Below are 14,238 nucleotides of genomic sequence, written 5' to 3'. Positions count from 1 at the left end.
CACCGCGGCGGCCTTCTCCTCGACCGAGTAGCGACGAGTCGTCGGCTTCCCATTCGCCAGTTCCTTCGGCATAACTCCATCCTCGTTTCCAAGGTCAGGAGCCTCCAACAAACCCAGGGCGCTTCAGAGGGAGCCTTCATGCCGAGTTTCCTTGAGGCTCGCGGGATCCGGCGCGCCTCCCAGGCGAGCACTTCGTCGCGGCCGACTCTGCGGCCATCGATCACGGCTGTGATCGTCACATCGTTCTCGTTCACTCGAAAGCTCCGTCCGTCGGTCGCCACTGGAATCTAAAGCAACTATAGTTGCGTTTGTTCGGGTTCGACGAGTGCGGCGATGAAAGGGACTGAGCGGAGATGACCGGCGATGCGGTATCCGAACGTCGACGTCCGGGCGGTCGTTCCGCCCGGGTGGTCGCAGCGGTTCACGAGGCGACGCTCGAGATCCTCGCGGAAGTCGGGTACGCGGGACTGCAACTCACCGACGTGGCGGATCGCGCTGGTGTCAACAAGACGACCGTCTACCGCCGATGGTCGACGAAAGCGGCACTCATCGGCGACATCCTGACTCGGTTCGCTCGCACGAACGTCGCGACGCCCGACACCGGCTCGTTGCGAGGCGACCTCGAACTGCTCCTGTCGGGCATCGTCGAGGCGCTGGGGGACCGCGCGATTCGCGCGGTCGTGCAGGCAGCGGTGATGGTGGACGTGGCAGAGGACGACGTACGCCGCGCTCGCGCCGCCTTCTGGGATGAGCGGTTCCTGCGCAGCGGTGTCATCGTCGAGCGCGCTGTCGCTCGAGGGGAACTCCCGTCGACTACCGATGTGCGGGAGTTTCTGGAGACCGCCGCGAGTCCGCTCTACTTCCGGATCCTGATGACTGACGACGTCGCCGATGCCGCGTACGTCGCGGCTGTGGCGGAGCGGACTGTCCGGGCGTTCGCCGGGGTGTGAGCCGCAGGCGCTGAATGAAATGGCGCCCGCCTCCGGGGTGATTCGGAGGCGGGCGCCGGCTCTTGGGAGGGAGCGCTACGAGGTGTAACCCATCGGCATGAGGATGGCCTTGTGCTCGAGGTAGCTCTCGAGTCCTTCGCGGCCGTTCTCTCGGCCGATGCCGGACTTCTTGTAGCCGCCGAAGGGCGACGACGGGTCGATCGCGTACCAGTTGATGCCCATCGTTCCGGTGCGGATCTGCTTGGCGACCTCGACACCCTTGTCGATGTCGGTGGTCCAGACCGAGCCCGCGAGGCCGTAGTCGGAGTCGTTGGCGATGGCGATGGCCTCGTCGAGATCGTCGTAGGCGATCACGCTGATCACCGGACCGAAGATCTCTTCGCGGGCGATCGTCATGTCGTTGGTGACGCCGGTGAAGATGGTGGGACCGACGAAGTTGCCGGTGCCGATCTCCGGTGCGGGCACCTCGAGAACGGCGGTGGCCCCCTCCGACTTGCCCTTGGCGATGTAGCCGGTGATCTTGGCGTGCTGCTTGTCGTTGATGATCGGGCCGACCTTCGTCTCCGGGTCGTCGGGCAGTCCCGGGGTGAAGGTGGAGGCAACCGCGACCATCGCGTCGACCACCTCGTCGTGCTTGCTGCGGGGGACCAGCACGCGCGTCTGTGCGACGCAGGCCTGACCGGAGTTCAGGATGCCCGAGAAGACGAGCATCGGCGCGCTGGCGGCGATGTCGGCGTCTTCGAGGACGATGGCCGCGGACTTGCCGCCCAGTTCCAGCGAGCAGCGCTTGAGCTGGTCACCGCAGCGTGCGGCGATGGCGCGGCCCGCCGCGGTGGAGCCGGTGAACGTGATCTTGTCGACGTCGGGGTGATCGACGAGCGCCTGGCCGGTCTCGATGCCGCCGGGTACCACGGAGATCACGCCCTCCGGAATGCCCGCCTCGGTGAAGATCTCCGCCAGGAGATTCGCGTTCAGCGGCGTCTCGGGGGCGGGCTTGAGCACGATGGAGCAGCCGGCCGCCAGAGCGGGGCCGAACTTGTTGCAGAAAAGGAACAGCGGGACGTTCCACGCGATGATCGCACCGACCACCCCGACGGGCTCGCGGACCACGAGGCTCTCGCCGAACAGGCCGGTCCGCTTCTCCTCCCATTCGTATGCGTCGGCGGCGTCCGCATAGGCGTTCAGGACCCCGGTCCCGGCCAGCTGCTGCAGGGTCGCGACGTCGCCGGGAGTGGCGCCCATCTCGGCCGAGACGAGGGCGCCGATCTCGCCGCCGCGCTCATTGATCAGCTCCGCTGCCCGACGGATCACCGCAGCTCGCTGGGCCGGCGGCGTGTTGCGCCACACGCCGGAGTCGAACGCTTCGCGGGCGGCGCGGACGGCGTTGTCAACGTCGACCTCGTCGGCCAGCGGGACCGAGCCCACCTTCTCGCCGGTGGCGGGCGAGAACACCTCGAGAATCTGCGAGGAATGCGGTGCGACCCACTTCCCGCCGATGTAGAGCTGGGTGGTCTCGATGGGCTCGGTCATACGTGCTCCTAGTATCGGGAAACCTTATTTCCTCGATACTAGAACACGTTCTAAATCACTGCCAGCGTCTTGGCGCGAAAGACGTGTGCGTGATGATCCGTCAGGACTTCGGCTCGACGTCGATCACGACCTCGAACTCGAGGAGGTCGGCACCGGTGGCGACGGGTTTGCGGTCGCTCTTGTGCGCGGCGCGGGCATCGCCACCGGCCCACGCCTGGTAGCTCGCGTCGTCCTTCCAATGCGTGACGACGAAGTACCGGTCCTCGCCCTTGACCGGACGCAGCAGCTGGAAACCGAGGAATCCCTCGGCCTCGTCCACCACTCCCGCACGCGCGGCGAAGCGCTTCTCCAGTTCGGGGCCGGCGCCTTCGGGAATCTTGATCGCGTTGATCTTCACAATTGCCATGCCGTCCAGCCTACTGACGAACCGCCCGCCGGATTAGGGTCGAGAGTCGTGAATGGACTCCTTGACTACGGCGGCCTCGACAGGGACGAGGGCGGGCTCGGGGCGATCGTTCTGCTGCACGGACTGATGGGCCGCGGACGCACCTGGAGCCGGCAGATTCCCTGGCTGCGCCGCTACGGACGAGTGTTCACCTTCGACGCCGCCTACCATCAGGGCCGGTTCGACGATTCGCGCCCGCCCGCGCCTGAGGACATCGCCACCGAGCGGTTCGTCGCGGACGTCGGAGAGGTGATCACCTGGATCGACCGCGGACCCGCGGTACTCGTGGGTCACTCGATGGGCGGGCTGCACGCGTGGTGCGCGGCAGCCGAGTTCCCCGAACTGGTGAGCGCGATCGTGGTCGAGGACATGGCGCCGGATTTCCGCGGCCGCACCACCGGCGACTGGGCCCCGTGGTTCGACAGCTGGCCCGAACGATTCGCCGGGCTCGACGAGGCGGTCGCGATGTTCGGAGACGTCGCCGGCCGGTACTTCTACGAGGCCTTCGACGACGGTCGCCTCCACGGCAGCATCCCCGTCTGGGCGGCGATAGCCGAGGAGTGGGGCACCAGAGACTTCTGGGCGCAGTGGGAGGCGGTCGACGTGCCCGCGCTGCTGGTGGAGGCGGAGCACTCCGTGACGCCGCCCGGGCAGATGGCAGACATGGCCGTCCGCGGCGGTCAGGCGCGGTACCCGCAGTCGGCCTATCTGCGAGTTCCCGGCGCCGGGCACCTGGTTCACGACGACCGCCCCGGCGTGTACCGGGGCGCGGTGGAGGCCTTCCTGTCAGGCCTCGCCGGCTAGGCAGAACAATCCGTCGTCGTTCACCTCGATGAGCCCGTCGACGAGCAGTGAGTCGAGCGCGCGGTCGCGCTGGGCGGGGTCGGCGGTCCACGCGGGGTCGAGACGGGCGCGTTCGACGGGGCCGCGACCGCTGCGCAGCACGTCGAGGAGCCGTCCGCGGGCCTGGCGGTCGGTGCCCTCGAACTTCTGGGTGCGACGCGGGGGACCGTCGTGGGCGGGTCGTCCGCGCGCCACCCAGCGGCAGCTGCCGAGCAGGGGGCATTCCTCGCACCGCGGGTTGCGCGCAGTGCACACGAGCGCCCCGAGCTCCATCACCGCGGCCGAGAACGTCGGCGCGGTGCCGTCGTCGGGCAACAGTGCCGCGGCCTCCGCCAGATCGCGCTTGGCGGGATTTCCGGCCTGCGCCCGGCCGTGCACCGCGCGGGCTATCACCCGGCGCACGTTGGTGTCGACCACCGGGACCGATCGGCCGTAGGCGAAGCACGCGACGGCGCGGGCCGTGTAGTCGCCGATCCCCGGCAGCGTGAGCAGGGTGTCGACGTCGTCGGGGACCACGTCGCCGTGCTCGGCGGCCAGGACGCCCGCGCATTCGTGGAGCCGCATCGCGCGCCGGGGATACCCCAGCCGGCCCCACGCGCGGACCACTTCTCCGGTGGTCTCGGCGGCCATCGCGGACGGAACCGGCCACCGCCGCACCCATTCCTGCCAGGGCTCGAGGACGCGCGCGACTGGAGTCTGCTGGAGCATGATCTCGCTGATCAGGATGTGCCAGCCGGGTATGCCCGGTTCGCGCCACGGCAGCGGTCGACGGGCACGGGTGAACCAATCGAGTACATCGCGCGGTGGCATACTTGCGCTCATGGAGAACTTAACCCCAGCGCAAGCATGGCAGGTCATCAAAGAAGGCAACGAGCGTTTCGTCGGTGGGGGGTCGATTCATCCGAACCAGAGTAGCGACCAGCGGGCCGCTCTGGTCTCCGGCCAGAAGCCGCACGTGGTTCTGTTCGGCTGCGGCGACTCGCGACTGGCCGCGGAGATCATCTTCGACCAGGGGCTCGGCGACATGTTCGTGGTCCGCACCGCCGGCCATGTGCTCGACGAAGCGGTTCTCGGAACCATCGAGTTCGGCCCCGACGTTCTGAATGTTCCGCTGATCGTGGTGCTCGGCCACAGCAGCTGCGGTGCCGTCGGCTCGACGCTCGAGTCCCTCGACAACAACACCCTCCCGAACGGCTACGTGCGGACGATCGTCGAGAAGGTGATGCCGAGCATTCTGGCCGGACGCGCCGAGGGCATCGACGACTACTACGGGTTCATCGGCAGGCACGTGAAGGAGACGGTGCATCTGCTGATGGACCGCAGCCAGATCATCGCCGACCGGGTCGAGAAGGGGACGCTCGCCGTCGTCGGCCTCACGTACCGTCTCGAAGACGGTCAGGTCGAGATGGTCGAGGTGATCGGCGACATCGGCGAGTGAGCCCTCGGTCGGCGGAATCGACGACACGCCGGACGGCCTCGCTGCTCTTGACAGGGGAGCGGCGATACCGTTGAGGGCGTGATTGAACCGCAAGGACCACTGCCGCCCGAGGTGTATTGGCGCCGGCGCCTCGTCGCCGGCGTCGGGGCGGTCGTCGCGATCGTTGTGGTCATCCTCCTGATCGTCTGGCTCAGCGGCGGTTCCGACAGCACCCCCGACTCGAAGAACGCCGCGGCGAAGTCCTCGACCGAGCCCGCGGCGCCTTCGGCCGCAGTGCAGAGCGCCCCGCCGAGCAGTGAGGCGCCAAGCGGCGGAGGCGAGCACGGCCAGGGCGGCGATCCGAGTGCCACGCCCTCGGCTCCCGCCCCCGCGCCCGCGCAGCAGTCCGACGCACCCGCCGCGGACGCGGGTGCTCCCGGATGCTCCGACCAGAGCCTGTCGGTGGTGCTCTACACGGACAAGCCCACATACACCGTCGGCGACCAGCCGGTCTTCACGATCGTCACCACCAACGGCGGACTCGCCGCCTGTTCGCGCGACGTGGGCAAGGCCGCCCAGAACGTCATCGTCCGCACGCTGGACGGAAGCCGGACGCTGTGGTCGGCGCAGGACTGCGCGCCGGACAAGGGCGTGAACATCCAGGTTCTTGCGCCGGGCCAGCAGGTCACCGACACCATCACCTGGTCGGGCACCACAAGCAATCCCGGATGCACCAAGAAGCGCGTCCAGGTGGCGGCGGGCGGCTACCAGGCCACCGCGAAGCTGGCCGAGCGCGAGTCGGCGCCGATCACGTTCAACTTCGTCGCTCCCGCGCAGGCACCCGCACAGCAGTAGCGATCCGACGTCAGTCGAACCGTTCGAGGCTGCTCTCGGCGAGCCGCGAGAGCCCCTCCCGGATGTGCCGGGCCCAGATGCTCCCGATGCCCTCGACCGACTGAAGATCGGCTGCGCTGCTCGCGAGCAGCGACTGCAGGGTGCCGAAATGACGGACGAGCCGGTCGATGTGGCCGAACTGCAGGCGGGAGATGCGGGCCAGCAGACGGTAGCCGCGGGGGCTCATCGCGGTGTCCTGGGCCTCGAGCGAGGTCGGGTAGCCGAAGGCCCCGGCCACCATCGTCAGATCGAGCAGATCGGCGTCCGAGAGCGACTCCACCGCTTCGAGTATCTGGCGCACCTGTTCGGTGCTGGCCGGCTCCGGGCTCGCGTGGTAGTCGCGCACCAGCAGTTCGCGCATCGTGTCGTTGTCATTGATCAACTCCTCCAACTGCAGCGACACCTGCCTGCCGTTGACTCCGAGTTCGAGGACGTACTCGTCGATCTCGACCGAGACGCGTCGGACCATCTCCATCCGCTGGGCGGCACTCATCGCATCGCGCAGCAGCACGTAGTCCTCGATCTCCGCGCGCGAGAGCTGGCTGCTGACCTCGTCGAGGCGAGACTTGTAGCGTTCGAGCGTGGTGAGCGCGACGTTGGCGCGCGAGAGGATGGCGTCCGGGTTCTCGACGACGCGACGCTGTCCGCCCACGTAGACGCTCACGATCGACATCGACGCACTCACCGAGATCACCGGGACCCCGGTCTGGATGGCGGTCCGCTCGGCGGCGCGGTGCCGTGTGCCCGACTCTTCAGTGGGGATGGTGGGATCGGGCATCAGCTGGACGTTGGCGCGCACGATCCGTTTGCCGTCGTCGGAGAGCACCACGGCGCCGTCCATCTTCGACAGTTCGCGCAGACGGGTGGGGGCGAACTCGATGTCGAGGTGGAAGCCGCCGTCGCAGAGCCGCTCGGTGTCGTCGTCGTATCCGAGGACGATCAGCGCGCCGGTGCCGCCGCGGAGGATGCGTTCGAGTCCGTCGCGAAGCCCGGTCCCCGGAGCCACGCGGCGGAGCGCGGAACGGATCTGCTCGGCGCGGCTGGACTCGGGGATAACGGTATCGGTCACCTGAACTAGGGTAGCGGTACGTGAAGACCTCATTCGTGCTGCCCGCAGACATCGAGCCACTGTCCCGCGACCCGAAGGCGACGTCGCCCGGCCGTCGAATCAACCTGCATCACAGCATGTGTTTCGGATGCGGCGCCGACGCGCCGGTGGGTCTGCGAATCGACGTGATCGCGGGCGAGGGGCTCACGGTGTCCGCATCGATGAAGGTGGAGGACTGGATGCAGGGCGGTCCCGGCGTGATCCACGGCGGACTCCTCTCCACCGCCTTCGACGAGGTGATGGGAACCTCGCCGCTGCTGCTCCGCATGCCGGTGGTGACCGGGCACCTGGAGATCGACTACGCCAAGCCGATTCCGCTGGGCTCCACCGTGCAGTTCACCGGTGAGATCCTCGGGGGCGTGCGCCGCAAGGTCTACACGCGCGCCGTCGCCCATCTCGGCGATCCCCAGGAGCCCGTCGCCGCGGCGCACGGGCTGTTCATCGCCATCGATCTCGAGAAGCACTTCGCCGGATACCGCGATCGCGCGGTGCATCCCTCAGGGCATCAGAACGGGGCCTGAGCGTAGTCCGACCGCGCCGTCGCCGCCGACTGTGCCTCCAGGAGGTTGTTGACCCGGCTGATGCGGATTCCGCGCGGCAGATCCTCGTCCTGCGTTCCGGCGGGAATGATCGCGTGCCCGAACCCGAGCCGTTTGGCCTCGGCGACGCGGCGGCCCACCGACGACACCCGGCGGACCTCGCCGGCGAGGCCGACCTCGCCGATCGCGACGGTCGACGACGGTACCGCGACGTCGTGGTGCGACGAGTACAGCGCCAGGAAGATCGCCAGGTCGGCGGCCGGCTCGGTGACTCTCATCCCGCCGACGGTGGAGGCGTAGACCTCCTTGGTGCTGGCCTTGATGCCCGCGTGCTTCTCGGCGACGGCGAGCATCATCGCCACACGCGCCGAGTCCAGACCGGAGACCGCGCGCCTGGGCGAGGTCATCTGGGTGTCGTTGAGCAGCGCCTGGATCTGGCCGACGAGGGCGCGGCGGCCGTCCATCGCGACCAGGGCGGCGCTGCCCGCGACATCGGACTCGTGGTGGTGTACGAAGATGCCCGACGGGTCGCTGACCTGATGGATGCCGTCGGACCGCTGCTCGAAGCAGCCGACTTCGTCGGAGGGGCCGAATCGGTTCTTGATGCCCCGGATCATCCGCAGCGACGAGTGGCGGTCGCCTTCGAAGGCCAGCACCACGTCCACCAGATGCTCCAGTGAGCGGGGACCGGCCACGGTGCCGTCCTTGGTGACGTGACCGACCAGGATCACGGCGATTCCGCTCGTCTTGGCGAGCGAGACCAGTGCGGTGGTGACCGCCCGGATCTGCGTGACACCGCCGGTGACGCCGTCGGTGCCCGTCGCGACCATCGTCTGCACGGAGTCGACGATCAGCAGGGTGGGCGCCACCGCCTCGACGTGTCCGAGCACCGTCGCGAGGTCGGTCTCCGACGCCAGGTAGATGTTCTCGTGCACCGCGTCGGTGCGTTCGGCGCGAAGCCGGACCTGGCCGGCCGACTCCTCCCCGGTGACGTACAGTGCCGTCTTGCCTTGCGCCGCCCAGTGTTTCACGGTTTCGAGCAGGAGTGTCGATTTGCCGACCCCGGGCTCGCCCGCGAGCAGGATCACCGAACCGGGGACCACTCCGCGGCCGAGCACGCGGTCGAACTCGGCGATGCCGGTGGGGCATGAGCCCACCGCTCCGGAGACCACCTCGGTGATGCGGACGGCCGGACTGGACGGTGCCACCGACGTGGTGCCGGTGCGTGCGGCGGCGGCCGCCGGCGCCGATTCGGCGATGGTTCCCCATTCGCCGCACTCGGGGCATCTGCCGAACCACTTCGCCACCTGGTGACCGCATGCGGAGCAGCGGAACACCGATCGGGTCTTAGCCATGTCTTCCCCTGTCCGCCGACGCGCTCGTCACCCGGTCCGTCCGGCCACGCAGACACTGTAGGCGACCAGTACGACAAGAGCGGCGCCCCGGGTCGAGTGACCGGGGCGCCGCTGTGAGGAGTTCGGTGCGGCTCAGTGCTCGCTCTCGCCCTGCACGTCGCGGACGACGTCCTGGCGCTCGTTGAGCGTGCCGCCGTCGACGGGGGTGTCGACGGTGGTCGACACGGTCTCGACCTGCTTGCCGCCCAGGTCGTAGACGGCGAAGTTGAAGGTGATCGGGACGGTCAGACCGGCGGCGACGGTGTCGCCGGCGTTGGTGAGCTCCACCGTCCAGCGGCTGTCCGCTCCGGCGGCCAGATCCGGATCCGAGCCGGACGGCTGTCCGGCCAGCAGGGCCTTTCCGGGGGCGATGGAGGCGGGGTCGCCGCCGGTGGTTGAGGTCGGCGGCGTCAGCTTGATGTTGCCGGTCTTCGCCGAGACGCTCTGCAGCTTGACCACGCGAGTGGGGCTGTCGTTGGCGATGTTGAACGCGAGGGCGAAAGGTCCGCCGTCGCCGAAGATCTGGTCGGCCTTCGAGACCGGGTACAGCACATGCGCATTGCGGATCGCGATCGATCCGTTCGACATCACCTGGCCGTCGTACTCGGACGGGGTCAGAGTGATGGATCCGCTCGCGCCGTTGACGGCCGGCTCCTGATTCGCGGTCTGCGAGATCTTTCCCGCACCGCAGGCCGTGGTGCCGAGGGCGATCGCGATGCCGAGCGCGCCGACTGCGGCGGCCGAGGCCAGACGGCGGGTGGACCGATTGAGCACTGACACCATTTCCTCCGGGGTGGTCGTCGCGTTGTCCGCCGGTGATGCGAACTCTCACTACGCAGCGTAGTTGGCGAGGCCGGGAAAAGTTCGCCCGGGTCGCCAGATTGTCCCGATGATATTAGCGCCGGGCCGTTCGGTTCAGGCGTGCAACTGTGCTTCCCGAAGGTGGCAGGCGGGGCGCAAATACCGTCGTTCACCTGCTTGCACCTCGGTTGACCTGCACCGTTGGAGAAGGCTGTCGGCCCTCGCGTGTTAGACTGGTTACATTCGAAAGGGGCAGTGGACATTGAATTTCAAAGTTGGCGACACCGTTGTATACCCCCATCACGGTGCTGCTCGAGTCGAAGACATCGTCATTCGGACCATCAAGGGTGAAGAGATCGAGTACCTGGTCCTGAAGGTTGCCGACGGTGACATGACAGTTCAGATCCCGTCCAGCAAGCTCGATTACGTCGGTGTGCGCGACGTGGTCGGCCAGGAGGGTCTGGATCAGGTCTTTCAGGTGCTGCGCGCACCGCACACGGAGGAGCCCACCAACTGGGCCCGCCGATTCAAAGCCAATCAGGAGAAGCTGATCTCCGGCGACATCATCAAGGTGGCCGAGATCGTCCGCGATCTGTGGCGCCGCGAGCAGGACCGCGGTCTGTCGGCAGGCGAGAAGCGCATGCTGACCCGGGCCCGGCGCGTGCTGGTCGACGAGCTCTCGCTCGCACAGCACACCAACGACGCCAAGGCCGACAGCATGCTCGACGAGATCCTGGCTGCGGCGTCCTGACAGCAGGCAGTGGCCCGGTAGCCGCACTGATCCCGGCAGCGGGAAGAGGTACCCGTCTCGGTGAGACCGTGCCGAAGGCGTTCGTCGAGCTCGACGGCGTCACGCTGCTCGAGCTGAGCGCCTCGGCGGCACGCAGGTCCGGCGTCGTCGACGTCATCGTCGTGGCCGCACCTCCGGAACTGCTCGACCGCGCCGCGGCGCTCGTCCCGGACGCCGTCGTGGTGCCGGGCGGAGCCGAGCGGAGCGATTCGGTCCGGGCCGGTCTGGCGGCCGTGCCCGACGCGGAACTGATCCTGGTGCACGATGCGGCCCGGGCTCTCACCCCGCCGGCACTCTTCGCCTCGGTGGTCACCGCGCTCCGGGGCGGCGCCGACGCGGTGGTCCCGGGAATCGCGGTCGCCGACACCCTCAAACGGGTCGACGCCGACGGCTTGGTGCGGGACACTCCCGACCGGTCGGAGCTGCGTGCCGTGCAGACCCCGCAGGGTTTCACCGCACAGGTGCTGCGCCGGGCGCACGACGCACAGGCAGACGCCACCGACGACGCCGGACTGGTCGAAGCCCTGGGCATCCCGGTTCGAGTGATCCCGGGCGACGCGATGGCGTTCAAGGTGACCACCCAGTTCGACCTGGCACTGGCCAGGCTCATCACCGCACAGGAGCACTGAGTGTCTGCGATGGACATGCGCGTCGGCGTCGGGACCGACGTCCACCCGATCGAGGCCGGCCGACCCTGCTGGATGCTGGGGCTGCTCTTCGACGACGCCGACGGCTGCTCGGGGCACTCCGACGGCGACGTCGGCGTTCACGCACTCTGCGACGCACTGCTCTCGGCCGCCGGGCTGGGCGATGTCGGCGTGGTCTTCGGCGTGGGGCGACCGGAGTGGTCCGGGGTCACCGGCGCGGCGATGCTCGGCCACGTCCGCGGCCTTCTCGACGAGGCGGGCTTCGCTCCGGTGAACGCCTCGGTGCAGATCATCGGGGAGCGGCCGAAGGTCGGGCCGCGTCGTGCGGAGGCCCAGCGGGTGCTGTCCGATCTGCTGGGGGCACCGGTCTCGGTCTCCGGCACCACCAGCGACGGACTGGGTCTGACGGGACGCGGCGAGGGCATCGCGGCGGTGGCCACCGCACTGCTGGCCCTCAAGTAGAATCGCAGGCCGTGACTCTACGCCTCTACGACTCGGCTGCCCGCGAGGTTCGCGACTTCGTTCCCCTTCGTCCCGGAACGGCATCGGTGTACCTGTGCGGTGCGACGGTTCAGGGCGTTCCCCACATCGGTCACGTCCGGAGCGGCATCGCGTTCGACGTGCTGCGGCGGTGGCTCGCCTACCGCGGGTTGGACGTGCTCTTCGTCCGCAACGTCACCGACATCGACGACAAGATCTTGAACAAGGCCGCCGAAGCGGGCCGTCCGTGGTGGGAATGGGCGGCCACGCACGAGAGGGAGTTCACCCGGGCCTACGACGCCCTCGGTGTGCTGCCGCCCTCGGCGGAGCCGCGTGCCACGGGCTTCATCACCCAGATGGTGCAGTACATGGAGCGTCTCATCGAGCGCGGTCACGCGTACGCCGCCGACGGCAACGTCTACTTCGACGTGCGCAGTCTGCCCGACTACGGAAGCCTCTCCGGCCACCGGCTCGAGGACGTACACCAGGGTGAGAGCGCGGGCACCGGCAAACGCGATCCCCGTGACTTCACGCTGTGGAAGGCCACCAAGCCCGGGGAGCCGTCGTGGCCGACGCCGTGGGGCGACGGGCGTCCCGGCTGGCACCTCGAGTGCTCGGCGATGGCGACCTCGCTGCTCGGTGCCGAGTTCGACATTCATTGCGGCGGAATGGATTTGATCTTTCCGCATCACGAGAACGAGATCGCTCAGAGCCACGGTGCCGGCGACGGCTTCGCTCGGTACTGGCTGCACAACGGCTGGGTCACGATGAGCGGCGAGAAGATGAGCAAATCGCTCGGCAACGTGGTCGCCATCCCGGCGATGCTGGAGCGGGCCCGGGCCGTGGAACTGCGCTACTACCTCGGGAGCGCGCACTACCGGTCAATGCTCGAGTACTCCGACGGCGCGCTGGCCGAGGCCGCGGCCGGCTATCGGCGTATCGAGTCGTTCGTGCATCGCGTCGCCGAACGCGTCGGCGACGTCGAGGTCGGCGAGGTGAACGACGACTTCGCCGCCGCCCTGGACGACGACCTCGGAGTTCCGGCCGCGCTCGCGGCCGTGCACAACGCCGTCCGCGAGGGCAACACCGCCCTGGAGTCGGGCGATGGTGGCCGCGCGAGGCAGATCGCGGCGCAGGTGAGGGCCATGACCGCGGTCCTCGGGACCGATCCGCTCGACCCGCACTGGGCCGCCGAGGGCGTCGATGACGACGCTCACGCTGCGCTCGACGTGCTCGTCAAGGCAGAATTGGACCGGCGGGCGCAGGCCCGCGCCGCCAAGGACTGGACCACCGCGGACGAGGTCCGCGACCGGCTCGCCGCAGCCGGCGTCGAAGTGACCGACACCCCCGACGGCGCCCAGTGGGCGCTCAAATCGAAGGAACACTGATGGCCGGAAACTCACAGCGTCGCGGGGCGACCAGGAAGGCCGGAAGCAAGAAGGGCCAGGTCGTCGGATCCGGCGGGCAGCGCCGGCGCGGTCTCGAAGGCCGCGGAGCCACTCCGAAGGCCGTCGACCGCACCTACCACCCCGCTCACAAGAAGGCGAAGGCCGCGGCCAAGGCCGCGGGGCGTCGAAATCACCGCAAGTCCGAGGACGGCGGTCCCGAGTACGTCGTGGGCCGCAACCCGGTCGTCGAATGTCTGCGTGCCGGGGTGCCCGCCACCGCGCTGTATGTGATGACGACGGTGGACGCCGACGAGCGCGTCAAGGAGGCGGTGCACACCGCGGGAGACCGCGGGATCTCGATCCTCGAGGTCGCGAAGCCGGAACTGGACCGGATGTCGCCGAACGGGCTGCATCAGGGGCTCGCACTGCAGGTGCCGGAGTACCAGTACGCGCACCCGGACGATCTCATGGCGGATGCCCTCGCCGCGCCGCAGGCGCCGTTGCTGGTGGCGCTCGACAACATCACCGACCCGCGCAACCTCGGTGCGGTGATCCGCAGTGTGGCCGCGTTCGGCGGACACGGTGTGGTGATCCCGCAGCGGCGCAGCGCGGGGATGACCGCCGTCGCGTGGCGCACCAGCGCGGGCGCTGCGGCCCGGATGCCGGTGGCGGCCACGCCGAATCTGAACCGCACCCTGCTCGACTGGGCCAAGAAGGGCGCCCAGATCGTCGGACTCGACGCGGGCGGCGACGTCTCGCTCGACGACTACGACGGCACGGGCCCCACGGTGATCGTCGTCGGGTCGGAGGGCAAGGGGCTGTCGCGTCTGGTTCGCGAGAACTGCGACTCGATCCTGTCGATCCCGATCGCGGGCGAGGTGGAGAGCCTCAACGCCTCAGTCGCGGCAGGTGTGGTCCTGGCGGAGTTCGCCAGGCAACGCCGCGTCGGCTGAGTGCTGCGGGTCACGTCGTTCGTTCGGTTGAATGACGATTGCGTCACTCTGATTCCTAC

The 14,238-nt window shown here is 68.7% G+C and carries 16 protein-coding genes; 10 read left to right on the top strand and 6 right to left on the bottom strand.

What is annotated here, in order from left to right; translation table 11 throughout:
* Positions 1-353: 353 nt before the first annotated feature.
* Complete coding sequence (locus tag ABFX36_RS15895; protein WP_346077319.1) at positions 354-950, top strand: TetR/AcrR family transcriptional regulator; 597 nt, start codon at positions 354-356, stop codon at positions 948-950.
* 75 nt (positions 951-1,025) lie between these two features.
* Here ABFX36_RS15895 and ABFX36_RS15890 read toward each other — a convergent pair whose 3' ends face one another.
* Positions 1,026-2,480 carry an aldehyde dehydrogenase gene (locus ABFX36_RS15890; protein ID WP_346077317.1) on the bottom strand — a complete coding sequence of 485 codons (1,455 nt, stop codon included), beginning with the start codon at positions 2,478-2,480 and terminating at the stop codon, positions 1,026-1,028.
* 100 nt (positions 2,481-2,580) lie between these two features.
* Positions 2,581-2,886, bottom strand: a complete 306-nt coding sequence (locus tag ABFX36_RS15885; RefSeq protein ID WP_006894255.1) for an antibiotic biosynthesis monooxygenase family protein — start codon at positions 2,884-2,886, stop codon at positions 2,581-2,583.
* 48 nt (positions 2,887-2,934) lie between these two features.
* Between ABFX36_RS15885 and ABFX36_RS15880 the strand changes: the two genes are divergently transcribed.
* On the top strand, positions 2,935-3,729 hold the full coding sequence (locus ABFX36_RS15880) for an alpha/beta fold hydrolase (RefSeq protein WP_045536844.1): 795 nt from the start codon (positions 2,935-2,937) through the stop codon (positions 3,727-3,729).
* Here ABFX36_RS15880 and ABFX36_RS15875 read toward each other — a convergent pair.
* Positions 3,712-4,590, bottom strand: a complete 879-nt coding sequence (locus ABFX36_RS15875) for an HhH-GPD family protein (RefSeq protein ID WP_346077314.1) — start codon at positions 4,588-4,590, stop codon at positions 3,712-3,714. The two genes, ABFX36_RS15880 and ABFX36_RS15875, sit on opposite strands and share 18 nt — an antisense overlap.
* Here ABFX36_RS15875 and ABFX36_RS15870 point away from each other — a divergent pair.
* Together ABFX36_RS15870 and ABFX36_RS15865 are read left to right on the top strand one after the other, a co-directional pair.
* Positions 4,589-5,206: a carbonic anhydrase gene (locus tag ABFX36_RS15870; RefSeq protein ID WP_006894259.1), complete on the top strand. Its 618-nt coding sequence runs from the start codon at positions 4,589-4,591 to the stop codon at positions 5,204-5,206. The genes ABFX36_RS15875 and ABFX36_RS15870 overlap by 2 nt on opposite strands.
* 78 nt (positions 5,207-5,284) lie before the next feature.
* Positions 5,285-6,040 (top strand): hypothetical protein, encoded by a 756-nt coding sequence (locus tag ABFX36_RS15865; RefSeq protein WP_346077311.1) that lies wholly within the window; start codon positions 5,285-5,287, stop codon positions 6,038-6,040.
* A gap of 10 nt (positions 6,041-6,050) precedes the next feature.
* Here ABFX36_RS15865 and disA read toward each other — a convergent pair whose 3' ends face one another.
* Positions 6,051-7,148, bottom strand: coding sequence for a DNA integrity scanning diadenylate cyclase DisA (gene disA / locus ABFX36_RS15860; RefSeq protein WP_006894261.1), 1,098 nt, complete (start codon positions 7,146-7,148; stop codon positions 6,051-6,053).
* Between the two features lie 20 nt (positions 7,149-7,168).
* Between disA and ABFX36_RS15855 the strand changes: the two genes are divergently transcribed.
* Positions 7,169-7,708: a PaaI family thioesterase gene (locus tag ABFX36_RS15855; RefSeq protein ID WP_006894262.1), complete on the top strand. Its 540-nt coding sequence runs from the start codon at positions 7,169-7,171 to the stop codon at positions 7,706-7,708.
* On the opposite strand, the gene radA is transcribed toward ABFX36_RS15855, so the two are convergent.
* Entirely contained in the window at positions 7,693-9,081 is a 1,389-nt protein-coding gene (radA, locus tag ABFX36_RS15850) for a DNA repair protein RadA (protein WP_346077308.1), read from the bottom strand. The two genes, ABFX36_RS15855 and radA, sit on opposite strands and share 16 nt — an antisense overlap.
* A 132-nt stretch (positions 9,082-9,213) precedes the next feature.
* A complete protein-coding gene (locus tag ABFX36_RS15845; RefSeq protein WP_346077306.1) occupies positions 9,214-9,903 on the bottom strand; it encodes a copper chaperone PCu(A)C domain-containing protein in 690 nt (229 codons plus the stop codon).
* 280 nt (positions 9,904-10,183) lie between these two features.
* Here ABFX36_RS15845 and ABFX36_RS15840 point away from each other — a divergent pair, with 280 nt between their 5' ends.
* The 5 genes from ABFX36_RS15840 to rlmB are packed head-to-tail and all read left to right on the top strand — an operon-like array spanning position 10,184 to position 14,179.
* Positions 10,184-10,672 (top strand): CarD family transcriptional regulator, encoded by a 489-nt coding sequence (locus ABFX36_RS15840; RefSeq protein ID WP_006894267.1) that lies wholly within the window; start codon positions 10,184-10,186, stop codon positions 10,670-10,672.
* Positions 10,669-11,340, top strand: a complete 672-nt coding sequence (gene ispD, locus ABFX36_RS15835; protein ID WP_039866632.1) for a 2-C-methyl-D-erythritol 4-phosphate cytidylyltransferase — start codon at positions 10,669-10,671, stop codon at positions 11,338-11,340. The genes ABFX36_RS15840 and ispD overlap by 4 nt, the downstream gene beginning before the upstream one ends.
* A 15-nt stretch (positions 11,341-11,355) precedes the next feature.
* Positions 11,356-11,820, top strand: coding sequence for a 2-C-methyl-D-erythritol 2,4-cyclodiphosphate synthase (ispF, locus tag ABFX36_RS15830; protein ID WP_346077324.1), 465 nt, complete (start codon positions 11,356-11,358; stop codon positions 11,818-11,820).
* An 11-nt stretch (positions 11,821-11,831) separates the two neighbouring features.
* Positions 11,832-13,226 carry a cysteine--tRNA ligase gene (gene cysS, locus ABFX36_RS15825; protein ID WP_062366284.1) on the top strand — a complete coding sequence of 465 codons (1,395 nt, stop codon included), beginning with the start codon at positions 11,832-11,834 and terminating at the stop codon, positions 13,224-13,226.
* Positions 13,226-14,179 carry a 23S rRNA (guanosine(2251)-2'-O)-methyltransferase RlmB gene (gene rlmB / locus ABFX36_RS15820; RefSeq protein WP_006894272.1) on the top strand — a complete coding sequence of 318 codons (954 nt, stop codon included), beginning with the start codon at positions 13,226-13,228 and terminating at the stop codon, positions 14,177-14,179. The genes cysS and rlmB overlap by 1 nt, the downstream gene beginning before the upstream one ends.
* The last annotated feature ends 59 nt before the right edge of the window (positions 14,180-14,238 follow it).

The sequence above is a fragment of the Gordonia cholesterolivorans genome (assembly GCF_039531975.1).
GTDB classification, from domain to species: domain Bacteria; phylum Actinomycetota; class Actinomycetes; order Mycobacteriales; family Mycobacteriaceae; genus Gordonia; species Gordonia sihwensis.
This window is presented reverse-complemented; position numbering and strand designations above follow the sequence as displayed.

Excerpts from the sequence above, each read along its gene's own strand:
- rlmB (WP_006894272.1), top strand. The coding sequence starts at position 13,226 with ATGGCCGGAAACTCACAGCGTCGCGGGGCGACCAGGAAGGCCGGAAGC.
- radA (WP_346077308.1), bottom strand. The coding sequence starts at position 9,081 with ATGGCTAAGACCCGATCGGTGTTCCGCTGCTCCGCATGCGGTCACCAG.
- ABFX36_RS15890 (WP_346077317.1), bottom strand. The coding sequence starts at position 2,480 with ATGACCGAGCCCATCGAGACCACCCAGCTCTACATCGGCGGGAAGTGG.
- ABFX36_RS15870 (WP_006894259.1), top strand. The coding sequence starts at position 4,589 with ATGGAGAACTTAACCCCAGCGCAAGCATGGCAGGTCATCAAAGAAGGC.
- ispF (WP_346077324.1), top strand. The coding sequence starts at position 11,356 with ATGCGCGTCGGCGTCGGGACCGACGTCCACCCGATCGAGGCCGGCCGA.
- ABFX36_RS15845 (WP_346077306.1), bottom strand. The coding sequence starts at position 9,903 with ATGGTGTCAGTGCTCAATCGGTCCACCCGCCGTCTGGCCTCGGCCGCC.
- ABFX36_RS15895 (WP_346077319.1), top strand. The coding sequence starts at position 354 with ATGACCGGCGATGCGGTATCCGAACGTCGACGTCCGGGCGGTCGTTCC.
- ABFX36_RS15875 (WP_346077314.1), bottom strand. The coding sequence starts at position 4,590 with ATGAGCGCAAGTATGCCACCGCGCGATGTACTCGATTGGTTCACCCGT.
- ABFX36_RS15885 (WP_006894255.1), bottom strand. The coding sequence starts at position 2,886 with ATGGCAATTGTGAAGATCAACGCGATCAAGATTCCCGAAGGCGCCGGC.